Origin of the sequence: Mesorhizobium sp. LNJC394B00 (assembly GCF_000502555.1) — a bacterium.
GTDB lineage: Bacteria > Pseudomonadota > Alphaproteobacteria > Rhizobiales > Rhizobiaceae > Mesorhizobium.
In genome coordinates this window covers 366,130-384,334 of sequence record NZ_AYWH01000007.1, presented here as the reverse complement: position 1 = coordinate 384,334, position 18,205 = coordinate 366,130, and the positions used below count along the sequence as shown (strand labels likewise).

General features: G+C 63.8%; 17 protein-coding genes. 10 read left to right on the top strand and 7 right to left on the bottom strand.

Annotation, left to right across the window (positions count from 1 at the left end; all coding sequences use genetic code 11):
- Positions 1 to 39 precede the first annotated feature (39 nt).
- Positions 40 to 1,584 carry a 4-hydroxyphenylacetate 3-hydroxylase N-terminal domain-containing protein gene (locus X751_RS141825; RefSeq protein WP_023710044.1) on the top strand — a complete coding sequence of 515 codons (1,545 nt, stop codon included), beginning with the start codon at positions 40 to 42 and terminating at the stop codon, positions 1,582 to 1,584.
- 6 nt (positions 1,585 to 1,590) lie between these two features.
- Positions 1,591 to 2,100 carry a flavin reductase gene (locus tag X751_RS141830; protein WP_023692271.1) on the top strand — a complete coding sequence of 170 codons (510 nt, stop codon included), beginning with the start codon at positions 1,591 to 1,593 and terminating at the stop codon, positions 2,098 to 2,100.
- A 10-nt stretch (positions 2,101 to 2,110) separates the two neighbouring features.
- Here the strand turns inward: X751_RS141830 and hpaR are convergent, their stop codons facing one another.
- Complete coding sequence (gene hpaR, locus X751_RS141835) at positions 2,111 to 2,506, bottom strand: homoprotocatechuate degradation operon regulator HpaR (RefSeq protein WP_023704722.1); 396 nt, start codon at positions 2,504 to 2,506, stop codon at positions 2,111 to 2,113.
- Between the two features lie 201 nt (positions 2,507 to 2,707).
- On the opposite strand from hpaR, the gene X751_RS141840 reads away from it, so the two are divergent.
- From X751_RS141840 to hpaH, 5 genes are read left to right on the top strand one after another with little or no spacing between them, the layout of a single operon-like run.
- A complete protein-coding gene (locus X751_RS141840; RefSeq protein WP_023686935.1) occupies positions 2,708 to 3,094 on the top strand; it encodes a 5-carboxymethyl-2-hydroxymuconate Delta-isomerase in 387 nt (128 codons plus the stop codon).
- Between the two features lie 11 nt (positions 3,095 to 3,105).
- Complete coding sequence (gene hpaE / locus X751_RS141845) at positions 3,106 to 4,623, top strand: 5-carboxymethyl-2-hydroxymuconate semialdehyde dehydrogenase (protein ID WP_023745659.1); 1,518 nt, start codon at positions 3,106 to 3,108, stop codon at positions 4,621 to 4,623.
- 14 nt (positions 4,624 to 4,637) lie between these two features.
- Complete coding sequence (gene hpaD / locus X751_RS141850) at positions 4,638 to 5,618, top strand: 3,4-dihydroxyphenylacetate 2,3-dioxygenase (RefSeq protein WP_023686936.1); 981 nt, start codon at positions 4,638 to 4,640, stop codon at positions 5,616 to 5,618.
- A gap of 29 nt (positions 5,619 to 5,647) precedes the next feature.
- Positions 5,648 to 6,523, top strand: coding sequence for a fumarylacetoacetate hydrolase family protein (locus X751_RS141855; protein WP_023834914.1), 876 nt, complete (start codon positions 5,648 to 5,650; stop codon positions 6,521 to 6,523).
- The gene (hpaH, locus tag X751_RS141860; protein WP_031204606.1) at positions 6,517 to 7,326 is read left to right on the top strand and encodes a 2-oxo-hept-4-ene-1,7-dioate hydratase; all 810 of its coding nucleotides are present in this window, start codon (positions 6,517 to 6,519) and stop codon (positions 7,324 to 7,326) included. Before X751_RS141855 ends, hpaH begins: the two co-directional genes overlap by 7 nt.
- A gap of 17 nt (positions 7,327 to 7,343) precedes the next feature.
- On the opposite strand, the gene X751_RS141865 is transcribed toward hpaH, so the two are convergent.
- From X751_RS141865 to X751_RS141890, 6 genes are read right to left on the bottom strand one after another with little or no spacing between them, the layout of a single operon-like run.
- Positions 7,344 to 8,375, bottom strand: coding sequence for a phosphotransferase (locus X751_RS141865; protein WP_023745656.1), 1,032 nt, complete (start codon positions 8,373 to 8,375; stop codon positions 7,344 to 7,346).
- The gene (locus tag X751_RS141870; RefSeq protein ID WP_023686940.1) at positions 8,372 to 9,679 is read right to left on the bottom strand and encodes an aminotransferase class III-fold pyridoxal phosphate-dependent enzyme; all 1,308 of its coding nucleotides are present in this window, start codon (positions 9,677 to 9,679) and stop codon (positions 8,372 to 8,374) included. Before X751_RS141870 ends, X751_RS141865 begins: the two co-directional genes overlap by 4 nt.
- 31 nt (positions 9,680 to 9,710) lie before the next feature.
- Complete coding sequence (locus X751_RS141875; RefSeq protein ID WP_023745655.1) at positions 9,711 to 11,060, bottom strand: aspartate aminotransferase family protein; 1,350 nt, start codon at positions 11,058 to 11,060, stop codon at positions 9,711 to 9,713.
- Positions 11,061 to 11,080: 20 nt separating this feature from the next.
- Positions 11,081 to 11,743 carry an HAD-IA family hydrolase gene (locus tag X751_RS141880; RefSeq protein ID WP_023745654.1) on the bottom strand — a complete coding sequence of 221 codons (663 nt, stop codon included), beginning with the start codon at positions 11,741 to 11,743 and terminating at the stop codon, positions 11,081 to 11,083.
- Positions 11,740 to 13,023 (bottom strand): Tm-1-like ATP-binding domain-containing protein, encoded by a 1,284-nt coding sequence (locus X751_RS141885; protein WP_023738353.1) that lies wholly within the window; start codon positions 13,021 to 13,023, stop codon positions 11,740 to 11,742. Before X751_RS141885 ends, X751_RS141880 begins: the two co-directional genes overlap by 4 nt.
- A complete protein-coding gene (locus X751_RS141890) occupies positions 13,023 to 13,775 on the bottom strand; it encodes an IclR family transcriptional regulator (RefSeq protein WP_023745653.1) in 753 nt (250 codons plus the stop codon). Before X751_RS141890 ends, X751_RS141885 begins: the two co-directional genes overlap by 1 nt.
- A 165-nt stretch (positions 13,776 to 13,940) precedes the next feature.
- Between X751_RS141890 and X751_RS141895 the strand changes: the two genes are divergently transcribed.
- From X751_RS141895 to X751_RS141905, 3 genes are read left to right on the top strand one after another with little or no spacing between them, the layout of a single operon-like run.
- The gene (locus X751_RS141895; protein WP_023745652.1) at positions 13,941 to 15,389 is read left to right on the top strand and encodes an APC family permease; all 1,449 of its coding nucleotides are present in this window, start codon (positions 13,941 to 13,943) and stop codon (positions 15,387 to 15,389) included.
- A 43-nt stretch (positions 15,390 to 15,432) separates the two neighbouring features.
- On the top strand, positions 15,433 to 16,647 hold the full coding sequence (locus X751_RS141900) for a cytochrome P450 (RefSeq protein WP_031204603.1): 1,215 nt from the start codon (positions 15,433 to 15,435) through the stop codon (positions 16,645 to 16,647).
- Positions 16,644 to 18,131: an aldehyde dehydrogenase gene (locus X751_RS141905; protein WP_023692260.1), complete on the top strand. Its 1,488-nt coding sequence runs from the start codon at positions 16,644 to 16,646 to the stop codon at positions 18,129 to 18,131. The genes X751_RS141900 and X751_RS141905 overlap by 4 nt, the downstream gene beginning before the upstream one ends.
- The last annotated feature ends 74 nt before the right edge of the window (positions 18,132 to 18,205 follow it).

Sequence of the window (18,205 nt, the reverse complement as noted above, 5' to 3'; positions counted from 1 at the left end):
CAGGAGCGCTAGAGTTGATGCCATAAGTGGAGGAACATCATGCGATCGGAAGACTTTCGTGCCGACAATGGGCGCCCGTTCACCGGGGCCGAGTATCTGGAGAGCCTGCGCGACGGCCGCGAGGTCTACATCAACGGCGAGCGCATTGCCGATGTCACCACCCATCCGGCCATGCGCAATTCGGCGCGGTCGCTGGCGCGCCTCTATGATGCGCTGCACGATCCCAAGCGGCAGGGCACGCTGACCTCGCCTACCGATACCGGTTCGGGCGGCTACACCCACAAATATTTCCGCGTCGCCAAATCCTCCGGCGAACTCGCGGCCCAGCAGACCGCGATCGCCGAGTGGTCACGCATGTCCTATGGCTGGATGGGCCGCACGCCCGATTACAAGGCGGCACTGATGAACACGCTCGGCGCCAATGCCGACTGGTACGGCCCGTTCAAGGACAATGCGCTCGCCTGGCACAAGCGTGCGCAGGAAGCCGTGCTGTTCATGAACCACGCCATCGTCAACCCGCCGATCGACCGGCACAAGCCGGCCGAACAGGTGAAGGATGTCTTCGTCCACATCACCAAGGAGACCGACGCCGGCATCTATGTCTCCGGCGCCAAGGTGGTGGCGACGTCCTCGGCGCTGACCCACTACAATTTCCTGGCGCAGAGTTCGGCGACGGTCACCGAAGATCCGTCGCTGTCGGTCATGTTCATCGTGCCGATGAATGCGCCGGGGGTAAAGATGTTCTGCCGCGTCTCCTATGAGCAGACGGCCAACACGGCGGCGGCTCCGTTCGACTATCCGTTGTCGTCGCGCTTCGACGAGAACGATGCCATCCTGGTGCTCGACAATGTCTTCATCCCCTGGGAGGACGTACTGGTGCTGCGCGACGCGCAGAAAATCCTGTCCTTCCATCCAGCTTCGGGCTTCATGCATGGCTATTGCTTCCAGGGCTGCACACGCTTTGCCGTCAAGCTCGACTTCCTCGCCGGCCTGCTAGCCAAGGCGCTGCGCGCCACCGGCGGCGATGCCTTCCGAGGCAACCAGGCGGCGCTGGGCGAGGTCATCGCGCTCAGGCACATGTTCTGGAGCTTTTCCAACGCCATGGCCTACAATCCGATCCCGTGGGCGAATGGCGCTGTCCTGCCCAACCTGGAAGCAGCCCTTGCCTACCGGACTTTCATGTCGGAAGCCTATCCGCGCGTCATCGACACGGTGCGCCGGGTGATCGCCTCCGGCTTGATCTACCTGCCGTCATCGGTGCGCGACTTCAACAATCCCGAGATCGACAAATACCTCGCGCAATATGTGCGCGGTTCCAACGACATGGGCCATGTCGAGCGCATCAAGATCATGAAACTGTTGTGGGACGCGACCGGCACCGAGTTCGGCGGCCGCCACGCACTCTACGAACTCAACTATGCCGGTGCGCCGGAAGAGGTGCGGCTGCAGGTGCTGAAGGGCGCCGAACGCGGCGGCCGCCTGAAGGCCATGGAAGAACTGGTCGACACCTGCATGGCCGACTATGACGAGAACGGCTGGACGGGAGATACCTGGCTCAATCCGCTCGCTTCTACGGCCGGGTGATGTCAGATGGCCACGCAGATTTCGAAGGCCGATTTCCGCGACGCCATGGCAAGGGTCTGCGCGCCGGTCAACATCGTCACGACAGATGGTCCGGCCGGGCGCGGCGGCTTCACCGCCACCGCCATGTGCAGTGTGTCGGACGAACCGCCGACACTGCTGGTGTGCATGAACGGCCGCTCGACGCAGGCCGCCATGTTCCTCGCCAACCGGCGCTTCTGCGTCAACGTGCTGACGCATGACCATATGCACCTAGCCGGCAAGTTCGCCGGCGCGACCAGGGACATGGAGGCACGCTATTCGGCGGCGCGCTGGCAAACGCTGGCCTCAGGCACGCCGGCGCTGTCCGATGCGATCGTCAATTTCGATTGCGAGATCGAGGATGTGCACATCGTCGGCACGCATAATGTCATGATCGGCCGCGTTATCGATGTCAGGCACGGCAGCGGCGGCTCGGCCTTGCTCTATGTCGACCGCAATTACACGCAGCCGACGCGGCTTGGCAGCTTTGGCGGCTGAGCCGCAGCGATCAGCTCTCGCCGGCGATCAGGCTCTCCAGCAGATCGAGCAATTGCTCGAGCCTCTCATGTCCGAAGCGCTGTTCGATGTCGCGGTAGATGACGAGGCGTTCCGGCGACAAGGCATCGATAAGGGCGGAGCCCGCCGGGGCGATCGTCAGAACGACACGGCGGCCATCGCCTTCCGCCTTGTTGCGGGTGATGAATTTTCGGCCCTCGAGCGTCTTGATGATGCGTGTCAGGCTGGGCGGCAGCACCGAAGCGCGATCGGCAAGTTCCGTCGCCTCGACAGGGCCGGCCTCGCTCAGAACGCGCAGCACACGCCATTGCTGTTCGGTCACGTCATGCGCCGCCAGCATAGGGCGAAACCGCGCCATCACCACTTCGCGGGCATGGAGCAGCGCCATCGGCAGAGAACGACGGGTGTTTTCAGGCAGCAAGAAGCAGCGTCCCCAATGATGCGGGCGGTCGGCGGGACCGCACGCCAAAACCTGACCTTTCCATCCCGTATCGTCGCCTCAACTTGGATGCAAGGCTTGACTTCAGTGATGCTGCATGTAATTAACGCGTTAACTACAACAGTGGAACAATCCGGGGAACGAGACGCGGTGCCTCACTTTTCCATCGAGTATTCGGCCAACCTCGATGCCAAGGTCGACATGAGCGAATTGTGCGCGCTGGTGTTGCGCACCGTGCTCGGCACCGGGCTGTTTGAAACCGGCGCGGTGCGGGTGCGGGCCTTCCGTGCGGAAGCCTATGCCATCGCCGACAGCCTGCCGGAAAACGCTTTCCTCGACATGTCGTTTCGCATTGGAACCGGGCGCAGCGCCCAGGACAAGAAACGAACCGGGGAGGCGGTCTTCGCCGCGGTGAGCGAATACCTTGGGCCCCTGTTCGAGACCCCGCATTTCGCTCTTTCCCTGGAGATCAGGGAGATCGACCCGGTACTGAGCTGGAAGAAAAACGCAATCCATCCGCGACTGCGCGGCAAGTGACGGAAGCTGATATGTCCGACCTCGAAGGCAATCTGAAAAAGGCCGAGGCCTATCTGGCCCGTTTCAAGCGCGACGGCGTGCTGAACCAGATCGGCGGCGAAGCGGTGCCGGCGGTGGATGGCTCGACCTTCGAGAGCATGTCGCCGGTCGATCTCAAGCCGCTGGCCAAGGTCGCGCGTGGCAGTGCCGCCGATATCGACCGCGCCGCCAAGGCGGCAAAGGCGGCGTTCCCGGCCTGGGCCGCCATGCCGGGCGACGGGCGCAAGAAGCTGCTGCACAAGATAGCCGATGCGATCGAAGCGCGCGCCGAGGAGATCGCCTTCGTCGAGTGCATGGACACCGGCCAGGCGCTGAAATTCATGGCCAAGGCCGCGCTGCGCGGCGCCGAGAATTTCCGCTTCTTCGCCGACCGCGCGCCGGAAGCGCGCGACGGCGAGACGCTGCGCACGACAGGCCAGGTCAACATCACCACGCGCGTGCCGATCGGCCCGGTCGGCATCATCACGCCGTGGAACACGCCGTTCATGCTGTCGACATGGAAGATCGCGCCGGCGCTGGCGGCAGGCTGCACCGTCGTCCACAAGCCGGCCGAATTTTCGCCGCTGACCGCTCGCCTGCTGGTCGAGATCGCGGAGGAGGCCGGCCTGCCGAAAGGCGTGTGGAACCTGGTCAACGGCCTCGGCGAGCACGCCGGCAAGGCGCTGACCGAGCACCCTGACATCAAGGCGATCGGTTTTGTCGGTGAGAGCCGCACCGGCTCGATGATCATGAAACAAGGCGCCGATACGCTGAAGCGCGTGCATTTCGAACTGGGCGGGAAGAACCCGGTGATCGTCTTCGCCGACGCCGATCTCGAACGTGCGGCGGATGCGGCCGTGTTCATGATCTACTCGCTCAACGGCGAACGCTGCACCTCATCGTCGCGGCTTCTGGTCGAAGCCTCGGTCTACGACACATTCACGGATCTGGTTGCGGAGAAGGCAAAGCGCATCAAGGTTGGCCATCCGCTCGATCCCAAAACGGTTGTTGGTCCGCTGATCCATCCGGTGCACGAGGAAAAGGTGCTTTCCTATATCGAGATCGGCAAATCGGAAGGCGCGGTGGTAGCCGCCGGCGGCGACAAGTTCGCCGGTCCGGGCGGTGGCTGCTATGTCAGCCCGACGCTGTTTACCGGCGCCACCAACAGGATGCGCATTGCCCAGGAAGAGATTTTCGGGCCGGTGCTGACCGCCATTTCCTTCAAGGACGAGGCCGAAGCGCTGGCGCTGGCCAACGACACCCAATACGGCCTGACCGGCTATCTCTGGACGTCGGATGTCACCCGCGCCTTCCGCTTCACCGATGCGCTGGACGCCGGCATGATCTGGGTCAATTCGGAGAATGTGCGGCATTTGCCGACGCCGTTCGGCGGCGTCAAGAATTCCGGCATCGGCCGCGACGGCGGCGACCATTCCTTCGATTTCTACATGGAGACGAAGAACATCGCCTTCGCCACTTCAGCGCACACGATCCAGAAACTCGGCGGCTGACCGGAGGACATCGCATGCCACTGCCCAAACCAAACCTCTATCCCGCCTTCAACATCGTGCGCCTCAGCCATGTCGAACTGGCGGTCACCGACCTTGCGAAATCCCGCGCCTTCTATGTCGACACGCTTGGCCTGCAGGTTACCGACGAGACATCGGAAGCCATCTATCTAAGGGCGTTGGAAGAGCGCGGACACCACTGCATCGTGCTGAAGAAGGCCGGCAGCGCCGAAGCCCGCGATCTCGGCTTCAAGGTTTTTTCGGATGAGGATCTCGACAAGGCCGAGCATTTCTTCAAGGCAAAAGGCCTGCCGGTCGAGTGGGTCGAGCGACAGTACCAGTCGCGCACCTTCCGCACCCGCGACCCGCACGGCATTCCGCTCGAGTTCTTTGCCCAAATGGAAAGGCTGCCGCCGATTCATCAGAAATATGCGCTCTACAAGGGCGTGAAGCCGCTGCGCATCGACCACTTCAACTGCTTCTCGCCCAATGTCGACGAGTCCGTCGCCTTCTACAACGAGCTTGGCTTCCGCGTCACCGAATACACCGAGGATGCCAGTAGCGGAAAGCTGTGGGCGGCCTGGACGCACCGCAAGGGCGGCGTCCACGACATCGCCTTCACCAACGGTGTGGGTCCGCGCCTGCATCACGTCGCCTTCTGGGTGCCGACACCGCTCAACATCATCGACCTGCTCGATCTGATGGCGACGACGGGTTACCTCGCAAATATCGAGCGCGGCCCCGGCCGGCATGGCATTTCCAACGCCTTCTTCCTCTATGTCAGAGACCCGGACAATCACCGCATCGAGATCTACTGCTCGGACTACCAGACGGTCGATCCGGATCTCGAGCCGATCAAGTGGGACCTCAAGGACCCGCAGCGCCAGACGCTGTGGGGCGCGCCGGCGCCGAAAAGCTGGTTCGAGGAGGGCAGCACCTTTGCCGGCGCGGCCGCACGCCAACCGGATTTGACGGCGTCGCCGATCATCGCACCGTGACCACAGACGCGAACCTGACGGAGACCGGGATGACTGCACATGGGCGGCTCGCCACCTTCACCGTCGGCGGCAAGACGCGCTATGGCGTGGTCACAGATAAGGGCGTCGTCGACCTGTCGGCGCGGCACAGCCAGTGGCCGACGCTGCGCGAAGTGATCGAGGCCGGCGTGCTACGGCGGCTGGCGGAAGAGGCCGAAGCCTACGCCGTCGATTTTCCAGTCGGCGCCATCGCTTATGAAATCCCTGTGCCGTCGCCGGAAAAGATCATCTGCGTCGGCGTCAACTACCCGGACCGCAACGAAGAGTACAAGGACGGCCAGGCCGCGCCTTCGAACCCGTCGCTGTTCATCCGCTTCCCCCGCTCCTTCGTCGGCCACAACGCGCCGCTGGTGCGGCCGCCGGAATCGCCGCAGCTGGACTATGAGGGCGAGATCGTCATCGTCATCGGCAAGGGTGGACGACGCATCGCCGAGAGGGATGCGCTTGACCATATCGCGGCACTATCCCTGTGCAACGAAGGCACCATTCGCGATTGGGTACGGCACGCCAAGTTCAACGTCACGCAGGGCAAGAATTTCGACCGCACCGGCTCGCTCGGTCCGTGGCTGGTGCCGTTCACCGACGAGGCGCAGATTGCCGACATCGCGCTGACCACCCGCGTCAATGGCGAATTGCGCCAGCAGGACCGCACCAGCCGGATGATCTTCTCGTTCCGCAAGATCATCGCCTATGTCTCCACCTTCACCACGCTGGTGCCAGGCGATATCATCGTCACCGGTACGCCGACCGGCGCCGGCGCCCGCTTCGACCCGCCGATCTGGCTGAAGCCGGGCGACGTGATCGAAGTCGAAGCCGACGGCATCGGCGTGCTCCGCAACGGCGTCGTCGACGAGGCAGCATCGTGACCCCCGAGCAAGTTGAAGATGCCGCGGCAAGGCTGTTCGAAGCTGAGCGTTCGCGCCGCCAGATCCGTCTGCTCAGCCTCGATTTTCCCGATGCGACGATGGAGGATGCCTATCGCGTCCAGGCAGCGCTGGTGAAACGCAAGACCGATGCCGGGCTGACCCCGAAGGGCTGGAAGATCGGCCTGACATCGAAGGCGATGCAATATGCGCTCGCCATCGACACGCCGGATTCGGGCGTGCTGTTCGACGACATGTTCTTCAACGACGGCGCGACGATACCCGTCGGCCGCTTCATCCAGCCGCGCGTCGAGGCCGAGATAGCCTTCGTCATGAAGGCGCCGCTGAGGGGCCCAGGCGTGACCATCTTCGACGTGCTCAACGCCACCGATTATATCACGCCGGGGCTCGAAATCCTCGACACGCGCATCGAACGCGTCAATGCCGAGACAAAGAAGGCGCGCACTTTCTTCGATACGATTTCCGACAACGCCGCCAATGCCGGCATTGTCATCGGCGGCCGGCCGCAACGACCCGATGAAGCCGATATGCGCTGGATCGGCGCCATCGTCTCGCGCAATGCGGAGGTCGAGGAGACCGGGCTTGGCGCCGGCGTGCTCAACCATCCCGCGATGGGCATTGCCTGGCTGGCGGACAGGCTCGCCCGCTACGGCATGTCCATCGCGGCCGGCGAGGTGGTGCTGTCCGGATCGTTCGTGCGCCCGGTCGAGGCGCGGCCCGGCGATACGATCGTCGCCGACTTCGGCAGCTCGGGAACGGTCAGTATCCATTTCGCCAAGAGCTGACGGCTCTCATCGGCTCGTCAGTTGGGCTGTTCGCCGCGCAAGTAGTCAATCACCACATCGGCTGCGATGGTCGACATGCGCAAGCCGACATCCCTGGTGATGTCGCCTTCGACGCGGCTTTGCACCCAGCCAAGAAACGCGAAGGCACGCAAGGCGGCGAATAGAGGCAATGCGGCGATGTCCTGCGGGGTCAGCGCACGCTCTTGCTGGTAGCCGTCAAGCAAAGCGGTTTCGATCAGCGGGTAGATCGCCTCCTCGCGGTTCTGGTAGAGGGCGACGGCAAGGTCGTACATGTGCCAGCCATGGCCGCAATCGTCGAAGTCGATGATGCGTACGGCACGGTCATGGATGAGCACGTTCTCGCGCACCAGATCGGCGTGGATGATGCCGAAATTGCGCGCGCTGCGCTCATGTTGCGACAGCGCCTTCACTGCCTTGTCGCGCGCCTGCAAGACCAGCGCGCGGCGAGGACCATCGAGAAAGGGCGAGGTCTCGAACCGGCCCCAGACCGGGTTCGCACCGAAGAAGCCGTCGAAGTCCCAGGCATGGCGGGCGAAGCCCGCGGGCGGCGCCCACGAGGCAGTGACATTGTGCATATGGGCGATGGTCCGCCCGATCGCCGTGAAGATCTGGATCGACTGGTCGGCCGTGTAGGCCAGTGGCACGCCGCGTGCGCCCACGGCGCGGCCCTCCAGCCAGCTCAGGCAATCGGCCTGCCGGGGCTGCGCCGAGGTGGCCGTGCTGACAAGTACGAACGGATCGCCGGCCTGTGTTGCGACGCAAGACGGCGTGGCGACGCCGGCGGATTGCAGGAAGCCCATCCATTGCAGTTCCGAACGCAGCGCGGCGTCCGTGTGGTAGCCGAGCCGGTGGATGCGCATGGCTGCCGGCTGGCCATCCGGCAGCCGCACGCGGAAGACGGCGTTCTCGCGGTGCTTCAGAAGTTCCGGCTCAGAGTTGCGGACGCCCCAATGTTCGAGCGCACGCCTGGCGAGCTCCGTGACATCGGCTGCCGTTTCGGGCTCGGATTGGGTGGAAACAGAATTCACGCCGGCACTCCGCCGACTTCGCCCAGCACCTCGTCCAGCAGGCCGATCAGGAAGTCGGCATTGTCACGCGAGAACGGCATGGGCGGGCGGATCTTGAGCACATTGCCGTGGATGCCGGTCTTGCCCATCAGCACGCCGCGATGGCGCATGCGATTGGCGACCTGCTCGGCAATGTCGGGCGCCGGTTCGCGCGTGTCGCGGTCGTGGACCAGCTCGGCGCCGAAGAACAGTCCGGCGCCCCTGACCTCGCCGATGCACTCATGCCGATCGGCCAGCGGGCGCAGCAGGCCAAGCGCATAAGCGCCGACGTCTTGCGCGTTGGCGACAAGGTTTTCCTGTTCGATGACGTCGAGGACGGCATTGGCGACCGCGCAGGAGACCGGGTTGCCGCCGAAGGTGTTGAAGTAGCGGAAAGCGTCGCGGAAGGTCGCCAGTATCTCCTTGGTGGTGACCACGGCCGCGATCGGATGGCCATTGCCCATCGGCTTGCCCATGGTGACGATGTCGGGGACGAAGCCGGCGCGCTGATGGCCCCAGAAATGGCTGCCGGTGCGGCCGAAGCCGGGCTGCACTTCGTCGGCGATGACCAGACCACCGGCTTCGCGCACGGCCCCCAAGGCGTCGTCGAAAAATCCGGTGGGCAGAGCCGGGAAACCTTCATTGGCGAGCAGCGGACACAAGATGATGCCAGACAGGCCAATGCCGTCCTGTGCCAGCGAAGCGATCGCTTGACGCACGGCGTCGCCGAAGGCCTTGCCATTGGCCATCGCATCGGGATGGCGATAGCTGTCGGGGGCCGGCACCAGCCTGACATGGGGGGCGCGGCCGCGGATCGGAGGCATGCGCGTGCTGAGCTGCGAAACCGCCGCCGTGTTGCCATGATAGGTGGCGTCGGTGGCGATGATGCCCATATTGCCGGAGGCGGCCTGCGCCATGCGCAGCGCTATGTCGTTGGCCTCGCTGCCGGTACAGGTCAGGATTGCGGTGGCGAGGCTTGCATCGAAGGTCGCCGTCAGCCGCTCGACATAGTCGAGAATTGCGGTGTGCAGATAGCGTGTGTGGGTGTTGAGCAGGCTTGCCTGACGGCACAAGGCCTCGACCACATGCGGGTGGCAATGGCCGACATGGGCGACGTTGTTGTAAGCATCGAGATACTTGCGGCCGTCGGCATCGTAGAGCCAGACGCCTTCGCCGCGCACCAGGTGCACGGGCTCGTCGTAGAACAATTGCGATTTCGCGCCGAGCAGGCGGGCACGCCGCTTGACGAGCGCTTCCTCGCTCGGGTTCTTCTCAGATTGGGTCATTGCGTACCAAACTCCATTGCGTCAGCGGGCATCAGGCCCTCGACAGACCTGCATCGATGGCCTCGCCGATCTTTGCCACGTCGGCGGCGCCGATGATCAGCGGCGGCGACAGGATGATGTTGTTGCCGGACACGCGCAGCATGACGCCGGCGTCATAAGTGGCTTCCGAAACCACGGCCATGGTCTTCTTGTCCACCGGCTTTTTCGTCGTGCGATCGGAGACCAGCTCTAGCGCAGCCATCAGGCCCTTGTACCTGATGTCGCCGACGATCGCGTGCTTGGCTTTTAGCCCCTCCAGCATCGCCGCCAGCTCGATGCCGCGCGCGGCTGCGTTCTCGTCCAGGCGAAGCCGTTTGGTCTCGACCAGTGCAGCCAGCCCTGCCGCGCAGCCGACAGGATGGCCGGAATAGGTATAGCCATGACCGATCGCCCCGAAGCTGGTCTTGTCGGCCTCGAAGACGTCGGCGACCTTGGCGCCGATCAAGGTGGCGCCGAGCGGGAAATAGCCCGAGGTGATCGCCTTGGCGATGGTCATGAAATCCGGCTTCACGCCGGATAGCCGCGAACCCGACCAGGCGCCGGTGCGACCGAAGCCCGTGACCACCTCGTCGGCGATCAGCAGGATTTCGTGGCGGTCGCATATCTCGCGCACCAGCGGCATGAAGCTGTCATGCGGAACGATGACGCCGCCGGCGCCGAGAACCGGCTCCATGATGAAGGCGGCAATGGTGTCGCCGCCCTGGAAGGCGATCTCATCCTCCAGCGCTTTGGCGCACAGTTTGGCCAGCCGCGCCGGATCGGTCTCATCGAACGGATTGCGGAAGGTCCAGGGTGCGGGAATGTGGAAGACGCCGGGCATAAGCGGCTCATAGTTGCGGCGGAAATTGGCGTTGCCGTTGACTGACGCGCCACCGAAATGGGTGCCGTGATAGCCCTTCTTCAGCGCGAGGAATTTTGTCCGGTCGCCCTGGCCGCGGATCTTCCAGTATTGGCGGGCGAGCCGCAGTGCGGTTTCGACCGAATCCGAGCCGCCCGAGGTGAAGAAGGTCCGCACCATGCCTTCCGGTTCGAACCATTCGCTGAGTTCGTAAGCGAGCTCGATCGACGGGCCGGTCGACGTGCCGCGAAACCCGGAATAGTAGGGCAGGGCGCTGAGCTGGTCGGCGATGGCCTTCTTGATCGGGTCGCAGGAGTAGCCGAGATTGACGTTCCACAGTCCGCCAACCGCATCGAGCACGGTGTTGCCGTCGATGTCTGTGACCATCACGCCTTCGCCTTTCATGATCACCTTTGGCGGGTTGGCCCGCATCTCGGCCGGGTGTGCCATCGGATGCCAGATCGGCTTGGCGTTTTTCTCGGTGAGGAAATTGATGTCGCGCATCGCAAGGCTCCGCAAATGTCTCAGGAGATGAGGTCGAAATGGCCGAGGGCCTCGGCATAGGAAAGTGCCGGTCGCGCGACGTCGAAATGAACCGTGCGCATGCCGGCGGCACGGCCGCCATCGACATTGCGCTGCTGGTCGTCAACGAACACACAGGCGCCGGCAGGCAGGCCAAGCGCCTCGGTCACCAAGGCATAGGCGCGCGGATCGGGCTTGAGGATGCCGGTATAAGTGGCGTCGACGATGGTGTCGAACAGCTCGAGCAGCGGCAGCCGCTGACGGAAGCCGGCGCCATAGAACAGATCTAGCTCGTTGGACACGATCGCCAGGCGAAATCCCGCCGCATGCACGGTCCGGATTGCGCGGACGGCTTCGGGCCGCACGATCTTTTCCGGCTCGGCTCCGCGTGCGCGCTGGACGAATGTCTCCATCGCCTGCCAGTCCTCGCCGACGAGCCGGCCGACTTCGCTGGTGCGGGTGCGCCAATAATCGCGCTCGCTGATCTCGTCGGCCTGCATTGAGCGCCACAGCGGATCTGAATCCGGGTCGAACGGCCCGTACCATTGCAGCGTTCCCGGCGCGAGGCCGAGCGCCTGTTCGGTCAAGGCATGGGTCTCGAAAAGGGTCCGGGTGACGACGCCGCCGAAATCGAGGACGAGCGCCTGGGCAGGAACAGCGCTCACGCAGCCACTCCCTTGGCCGGCATGCCGCGCGGGATGATGCCTTCCTCGACCCAGCGGTCGAAGATTTCGAGCGCCTTGCCGACGAACTCGTCGCTGTTAATGTGGGCGTCGATCTCGTGGAACTCGACGCCGGCGGGAATGGCCTTGCGCATCTCATCGGTGAACGCCGCGAGGGCTTCGGGTTCGTACAGCGGCTCGCCCTGCGCATCCCATTCCTGGATGCCGCCGGAGGGCAGGATGAAAGCGGAGCGCCCCTTCGACGCACCGAGCTTGGCGGCGATGGTCCTGGCGACTTCACGGCGGTCGGCGGCATCGACGGTAATCGAGCCGATCAACCTGTTATGAGCATGGAATGGCCGCTGCGCGAACTTTGTCGGCAGCGCCTGCCAGGTCGGCAAATCGACCATGTCTACGGCGCCAGGGGCTGCGATCTGCGGAATGCCGCGGGCGCCGGCATTCTCGAGCCGGTCGGCGCCGGAGCTGACGACCGAGCCGGCAAGATGATTGGTGATCTCCTGCAGGCTGAAGTCGAACACCGCGCAGAAATGGTCCTGGCTGGCGATCGATTCGAAGGCCCGGCCGCCCATCCCGGTGGTGTGAAAGACCGCGACATCATAGCCGCGCTGCTCCAACGCCGGCTTCAGCGTCTTCATATAGCGCAGGCAACTGCTGCCCAGCGAAGTCATGCCGATGGTCGGTCCGACCGCCGGGGCCGAAGCACGGGATGCAAGCACGATCCTCGCCGCACCGACGACCGCGCCGCAGGCCTGGGAAAGGACCAGCTTGCAGATGGTGTTGAGGCCGTAGAGCCCGCCTGCCCACAGGATCATCATCAGGTCGGGCGCGACACGCTCGGGCGGAATGAGGTGCGAGTAGGCGATGGTCGAGACGACGAATTTCGGCACGCCGAGCGGCAGGCACAGCGCGACATCGAGCGCCAAATCGGTTCCCATCGAACCACCGATGGCGATGAAGGCGTCGATCTCGCCGCGCTGGTGAAGCTGGCGCACCAGCTGAACGGCGCCGACGGCCATCAATGTCATGGCGGTGTTTTCATCGCCGCTCGAGACGATTTCGGCCATCGTCACGCCAGCGGCCCGCGCAACGGCATGCTTGTCGTGATCGGGACTATAGGCGGGGTCGCCCAGCACGCTGACATCCATCATCACGGCGCGGCCACTGGATGCCTCGATACACGCTTTCATGAACAGCAGTTCGTCGGTCTTGGTATCGCCCGTGCCGATGACCAGGATGCGGGGCGTCGCCATATCTGCAGACATCAGGCCTGCCTCCTCAGGGTTTGCAGGTTTTCGCCATTGAGGCGCATCGAAATCTCCCGTGCTGCGGTCACAACCGCAAGCCCTCGTTCCACGATCGTAGCCGGTGTCGTCCTGGCCTTCGGGGCTGCCACCGCAATTGTCCCCAGCGCAAGACCATCGGCGGCGCGGATTGCAGCCGCGACGCCGATCACGCCGTCCTCATGGCCCTGGTCGCAGATTGAATAGCCGCGGTCGCGCGCCTCGCCGATCGACTTTGAAATGGCGGCCGGCTCGACGAGGGTATGATCGGTGAAGGCCTCAAGCGAACCTGTCAGGCATGCTTTCACGGTCGCGTTGTCGGCGAAGGCGAGATAGGCGATGCCGGAGGCGGTGGAATGCAGCGGCAGAAGCTGGCCGACATCGATGTTCACCCGGTTTGCCCAGCTTGAATGCTCGACATGGACGGTGATCAGCCTGTCGACGCCGAATTCCGACAGATGCACCGTCTCGGTTGTCGAACCCGCCAAATCCTGCGCCACGGGAATTGCCGTTGGCAGGAACGGGAAGCAGGCTTCGCGGATACGCGCTAGCCGCGACAGGCCGGCGCCGAGGCGATAGTGCCGCGTGCCGGCATCCTGCTCGACGAAGCCATGGCCGCCCAGCGCCATCNCCTTGTCCAAGGCGCACCGCCGCGCGAGATCGGAAAGTCCGAGCTCGGGCTCGTCCGCCGTGAACAGCTCCAGAAGTGAAATCGCCTTGCCGACCGTACCCATCCAGCCTCCCGCTCGGATAGAAACTTAATGTGTGAATTAACTTGACAGGCATCGGCATTCTTTGCAAGTCTATATTCAAAATAAGGGTTCAAATAATGAACCGATGGCATTCAGGGAACAGGCCGAGCGGCCGCGAACCCAGGGGTTCGTAAACTGGAGGGACAAATGTCAGCAGTTTCGGAACAGGCGCCCGCCAACAGGCTGCGCAAGAACAGTCTTGGCGTCGGCGCTATCACCTTCATGGTGATTTCGGCGGCGGCGCCGCTCACCGCGGTCGCCGGCGGCACGCCGCTCGGCATGCTTATGGGCAATGGGGCGGGCTTTGCCGGCACCTATCTTATCGTGACCGTGTTGCTGCTGCTGTTTGCGGTCGGCTACGTCGCCATGTCGCGCCATGTCGGCAATGCCGGCGCCTTCTATGCCTATGCCGCGCGCGGGCTGGGCGGTTTTGCCGGCGGCGCAACCGCAATCATCGCGATCCTGTCCTACAACGCCATGCAGATCGGGGTCATGGGCCTGCTGGGGGCCGCGACCGCCGGCCTGTTCGCCGGCTGGGGCATCGACCTGCCCTGGTGGGTGTGGAGCTTCATCGCCGTCGCCATCGTCGCGGTGTTGGGCTACCGCCAGGTCGACCTGTCGGCCAAGATCCTGACGGTGCTGGTGCTGTGCGAATACATCGTTGTGCTGGTGCTAGACCTCGCCATCCTCAAGACCGGTGGCGACAGTGGTCTCTCGGCGGCGCCGTTCAGCTGGAGCCAGATCGTCAGCGGCTCGCCCGCCATCGCCATCCTGTTCTGTTTCGCCGCCTTCATTGGTTTCGAGGCGACGACGATCTACGCCGAGGAAGCCCGCAATCCCAAGGTGACCATTCCGCGCGCCACCTATTTCTCAGTGTTGCTGATCGGCGTCTTCTACATGGTCACGGCCTGGCTGATGGCGGTCGGGGCCGGCGTCGACAAATTGTTGCCTGCACTGCAGACGCTTCAGGATCCGACGACCTTCCTGTTCGGCCTGTCCGACCGCTACGCCGGAACCATGCTGTCGCACGCCATGAGCATCCTGTTCGTATCGAGCCTGTTTGCCGGCGTGCTGGCGTTCCACAACGCAGTTGCCCGCTACATCTACGTCTCGGGCCGCGAGAAGCTGTTGCCTGAATCGATCGGCGTGACGCATTCAGTGCACCAGAGCCCGCATGCCGCTTCCGTCATCCAGAGCGTGTTGGCCGCGCTCGTCATCGGACTGTTCGCGATACTCGGCCTCGATCCAGTTCTGGCGCTGTTTTCCTGGCTAACCAATGTCGCGACGCTCGGAGTCATCGTGATGATGGCCGTGGCCTCGCTCGCCGTGGTGATGTACTTTCGCGCCAATCCGTCTGCCCAGGAAAACGCGCTGAAGACCACCATCCTGCCGGGGCTGACCTTCGTCGCCTTCGTCATCATCATCTACCTGATCGTCATTAATTTCGGTGGCCTGTCGGGCGCCAGCGGCTTCCTCGGCGTGTTGCTGCCGGGGCTGGTGCTGATTGCCGCGGTGGTCGGCCTGCTGCTTGCCGGTGCGTTGAAGAGCCGGGATCCGGTTGCCTTCGAAAATCTCGGCGTGCCGCTGAAGGACTAGGACAAAGGACAAGGGGGTAGCGCGTTCGGCGCCGCCCCTTTCCATGGCAAAGGGAGTACCGGCGTTGAGCTTTGCCGAGAGCATCACCGTTGAGGCGTTGGAAGCCGATCCGTATCCGATCTATGCGGAACTGCGGCGCAGCGCCCCTGTCGCTTTCGTGCCGGCGGTCAATCTCTGGTTCGTCACCCGCTGGAAGGACGTCGAGACCGTCGCAAAGTCACCCGACATCTTCTCCGCCGTCGTCGGTACGTCTCCGGTCGAACGCTCGTTCGGCAAGCCGACCATCCTGACCACCGACGGCGAAACGCATAGACAGCTACGCCAAGGCGTCGATCCGAAATACCGGCCGCGCACCGTCGCCGCCTATGCCGGCGATCTCGTACGGTCGATTGCCGAACCTTTTCTGGACCGGATCGCCGAACAAGGCTCCGCCGAGCTGATGGCGGACTATTTCGAGCCGGTGTCGACGCTCAGCCTGGCGCGCTCGCTGGGCCTTGCCGACATCGACATGGCGACGCTGCGCCGCTGGTTCTATGGCCTTGCGCAGGGTGCCATCAATTTCGAGAACGACCAAAAACGGCAAGAGATCGCCGATGCGATCAGCGCCGAGGTCGGCGTTGCCATCCGGCCGACTCTGGATAGACTTGCGCGCGCACCCGACGACTCGGCGCTGTCGCATATGCTGCATGACGGCATGCCGGAAGGCACGACGCGGCCGATCGATTTCTTGATGCCAAGCATCAAGGTCATCCTGCTTGGCGGCATGCAGGAGCCCGGACATGGTGCCGGTTCGATCCTCGCCGGCCTGCTTGCGCATCCCGAACAAGTGCGGCAGGTGCTCGCCGATCCCGAGACCTTTGTGCCCAGGGCTGTCGATGAAGGCTTGCGCTGGGTGGCGCCGATCGGAACCCAGACGCGGCAGACGACGCGGGCGGTCGAGCTTGGCGGCGTAACGATCCCTGCCGGCGCCGCGGTCGCTGCACTTGTCTCCTCGGCAAGCCGCGACGAGAGCCGCTTTGCCGATCCAGACCGCTTCGACATCAACCGCAGGGAAGGCAATCATGCCGCCTTCGGCTTTGGTCATCATTTCTGTTCGGGCCGGTTTTTCGCGCGCGAGCAGATGTGCCTTGCGTTAAGGCTGCTGCTCCTGCGCTTCCCCGATCTCAGCTTGGTGCCAGGCAAGGTGCCGGTGTTTCGCGGCTGGGAATTCCGCGCGCCAACCACGTTGTATGTTTCCCTGGGAGTCCGCCACCAATGATCAGCCAGAATGCCATCGACGCGCTGCGCAAGACGGAGATCGGCGAGCGGGGCTTGTTTATCGACGGCGTACAGGCCGCAGCGACGAGCGGCGCGACGCTGGCGGTGATTTCGCCGATCGACGGCCGCCCTTTTGCCAGCATCGCTGACGGCAATGCCGCTGACATCGATCGCGCGGTCCGATCGGCGCGAAAAGCATTCGAGAAGGGTTCATGGTCGCGCGCCGCCCCTGCCTTTCGCAAGAAGGTGCTGACGAAATTTGCCGAGCTGATCGAAAAACATGTCGATGAGCTGGCCGTGCTTGGCGTGCGCGACAACGGCACCGAGATCGGCATGGCCTACAAGGCCGAGCCGCTGTCGGCGGCCGGCACCATCCGCTACTACGCCGAGGCGATCGACAAGGTCTATGGCGAGATCGCGCCGACGGCCGACAATGTGCTCGGGCTGATCCACAGGGAGCCACTCGGTGTCGTCGGCGTCATCGTGCCGTGGAACTTCCCGCTGATGATCGGTGCCTGGAAGATTGCGCCCGCATTGGCCACCGGCAACAGCGTCGTCGTCAAGCCGCCGGAGATCGCCTCGCTGACCTTGCTGCGGCTGGCCGAACTCGCAAGCGAGGCTGGACTTCCCGAAGGCGTGTTCAACGTCGTTACCGGTCATGGTGCTGTCGCCGGCGAAGCGCTTGGCCTCCATATGGATGTCGACGCCATCGCCTTTACCGGATCGGGGCCGGTCGGCCGGCGGCTGCTCGAATACTCCGCCCGTTCCAATTTGAAGCGGGTCTTCCTCGAGCTTGGCGGCAAGTCGCCCAACATCGTCTTTGCCGACGCTCCGGACCTGAAGCAGGCGGCGGTCGTCTCGGCTAACGGCATCTTTCGCAATTCAGGCCAGGTCTGCGTGGCGGGCTCGCGTCTGCTCGTCCAGTCGTCGGTCTATGATCTTTTCATGGACGAACTTGTCTCGGCAACCACGCGGCTCAAGGTCGGCGACCCGCTCGATCTCGCCAGCGATATCGGTGCGGTATCGAGCGCCGAACAGCTGGACAAGAATCTCGGCTTCGTCGCCATGGCGCAAGCCGAAGGCGCCCGTCTCGTCGCCGGTGGCGAACGGATACTGACCGAGACCGGCGGCAGCTACATGGCGCCGACGATCTTCGAGAACGTGACGCAAGAGATGCAGTTGGCGCGCGAGGAGGTGTTCGGACCGGTGCTCGGCGTGATGCGCTTCGAGACCGAGGAGGAGGCGGTGCATCTGGCCAACTCCACTGTCTACGGACTTGCCTCGGCGGTGTGGACCGCCAATCTTTCCACGGCCCATCGCATGGTGCGCGCCATCAACGCCGGTGTCGTCCACGTCAACACCTATGGCGGAGCCGATATCACCGTGCCGCTTGGCGGCGTCAAACAGTCCGGTTTCGGCCGTGACAAGTCGCTGCATGCGCTGGAGAAATTTGTCGACCTCAAGACCGCCTGGATTGCGCTCTGAGCCTCGCGGAAAGGCCAGCATATCTGCTCTTTTCGTCAAGCTTGGCCTCAGAACGCCACGCTGGTGCTGGTTGG

Coding starts and splice junctions, on each gene's coding strand:
- X751_RS141825 (WP_023710044.1), top strand. CDS start 40: ATGCGATCGGAAGACTTTCGTGCCGACAATGGGCGCCCGTTCACCGGG.
- X751_RS141830 (WP_023692271.1), top strand. CDS start 1,591: ATGGCCACGCAGATTTCGAAGGCCGATTTCCGCGACGCCATGGCAAGG.
- hpaR (WP_023704722.1), bottom strand. CDS start 2,506: ATGGCGCTGCTCCATGCCCGCGAAGTGGTGATGGCGCGGTTTCGCCCT.
- hpaE (WP_023745659.1), top strand. CDS start 3,106: ATGTCCGACCTCGAAGGCAATCTGAAAAAGGCCGAGGCCTATCTGGCC.
- hpaD (WP_023686936.1), top strand. CDS start 4,638: ATGCCACTGCCCAAACCAAACCTCTATCCCGCCTTCAACATCGTGCGC.
- X751_RS141855 (WP_023834914.1), top strand. CDS start 5,648: ATGACTGCACATGGGCGGCTCGCCACCTTCACCGTCGGCGGCAAGACG.
- X751_RS141870 (WP_023686940.1), bottom strand. CDS start 9,679: ATGACCCAATCTGAGAAGAACCCGAGCGAGGAAGCGCTCGTCAAGCGG.
- X751_RS141875 (WP_023745655.1), bottom strand. CDS start 11,060: ATGCGCGACATCAATTTCCTCACCGAGAAAAACGCCAAGCCGATCTGG.
- X751_RS141885 (WP_023738353.1), bottom strand. CDS start 13,023: ATGTCTGCAGATATGGCGACGCCCCGCATCCTGGTCATCGGCACGGGC.
- X751_RS141895 (WP_023745652.1), top strand. CDS start 13,941: ATGTCAGCAGTTTCGGAACAGGCGCCCGCCAACAGGCTGCGCAAGAAC.
- X751_RS141900 (WP_031204603.1), top strand. CDS start 15,433: ATGGCAAAGGGAGTACCGGCGTTGAGCTTTGCCGAGAGCATCACCGTT.
- X751_RS141905 (WP_023692260.1), top strand. CDS start 16,644: ATGATCAGCCAGAATGCCATCGACGCGCTGCGCAAGACGGAGATCGGC.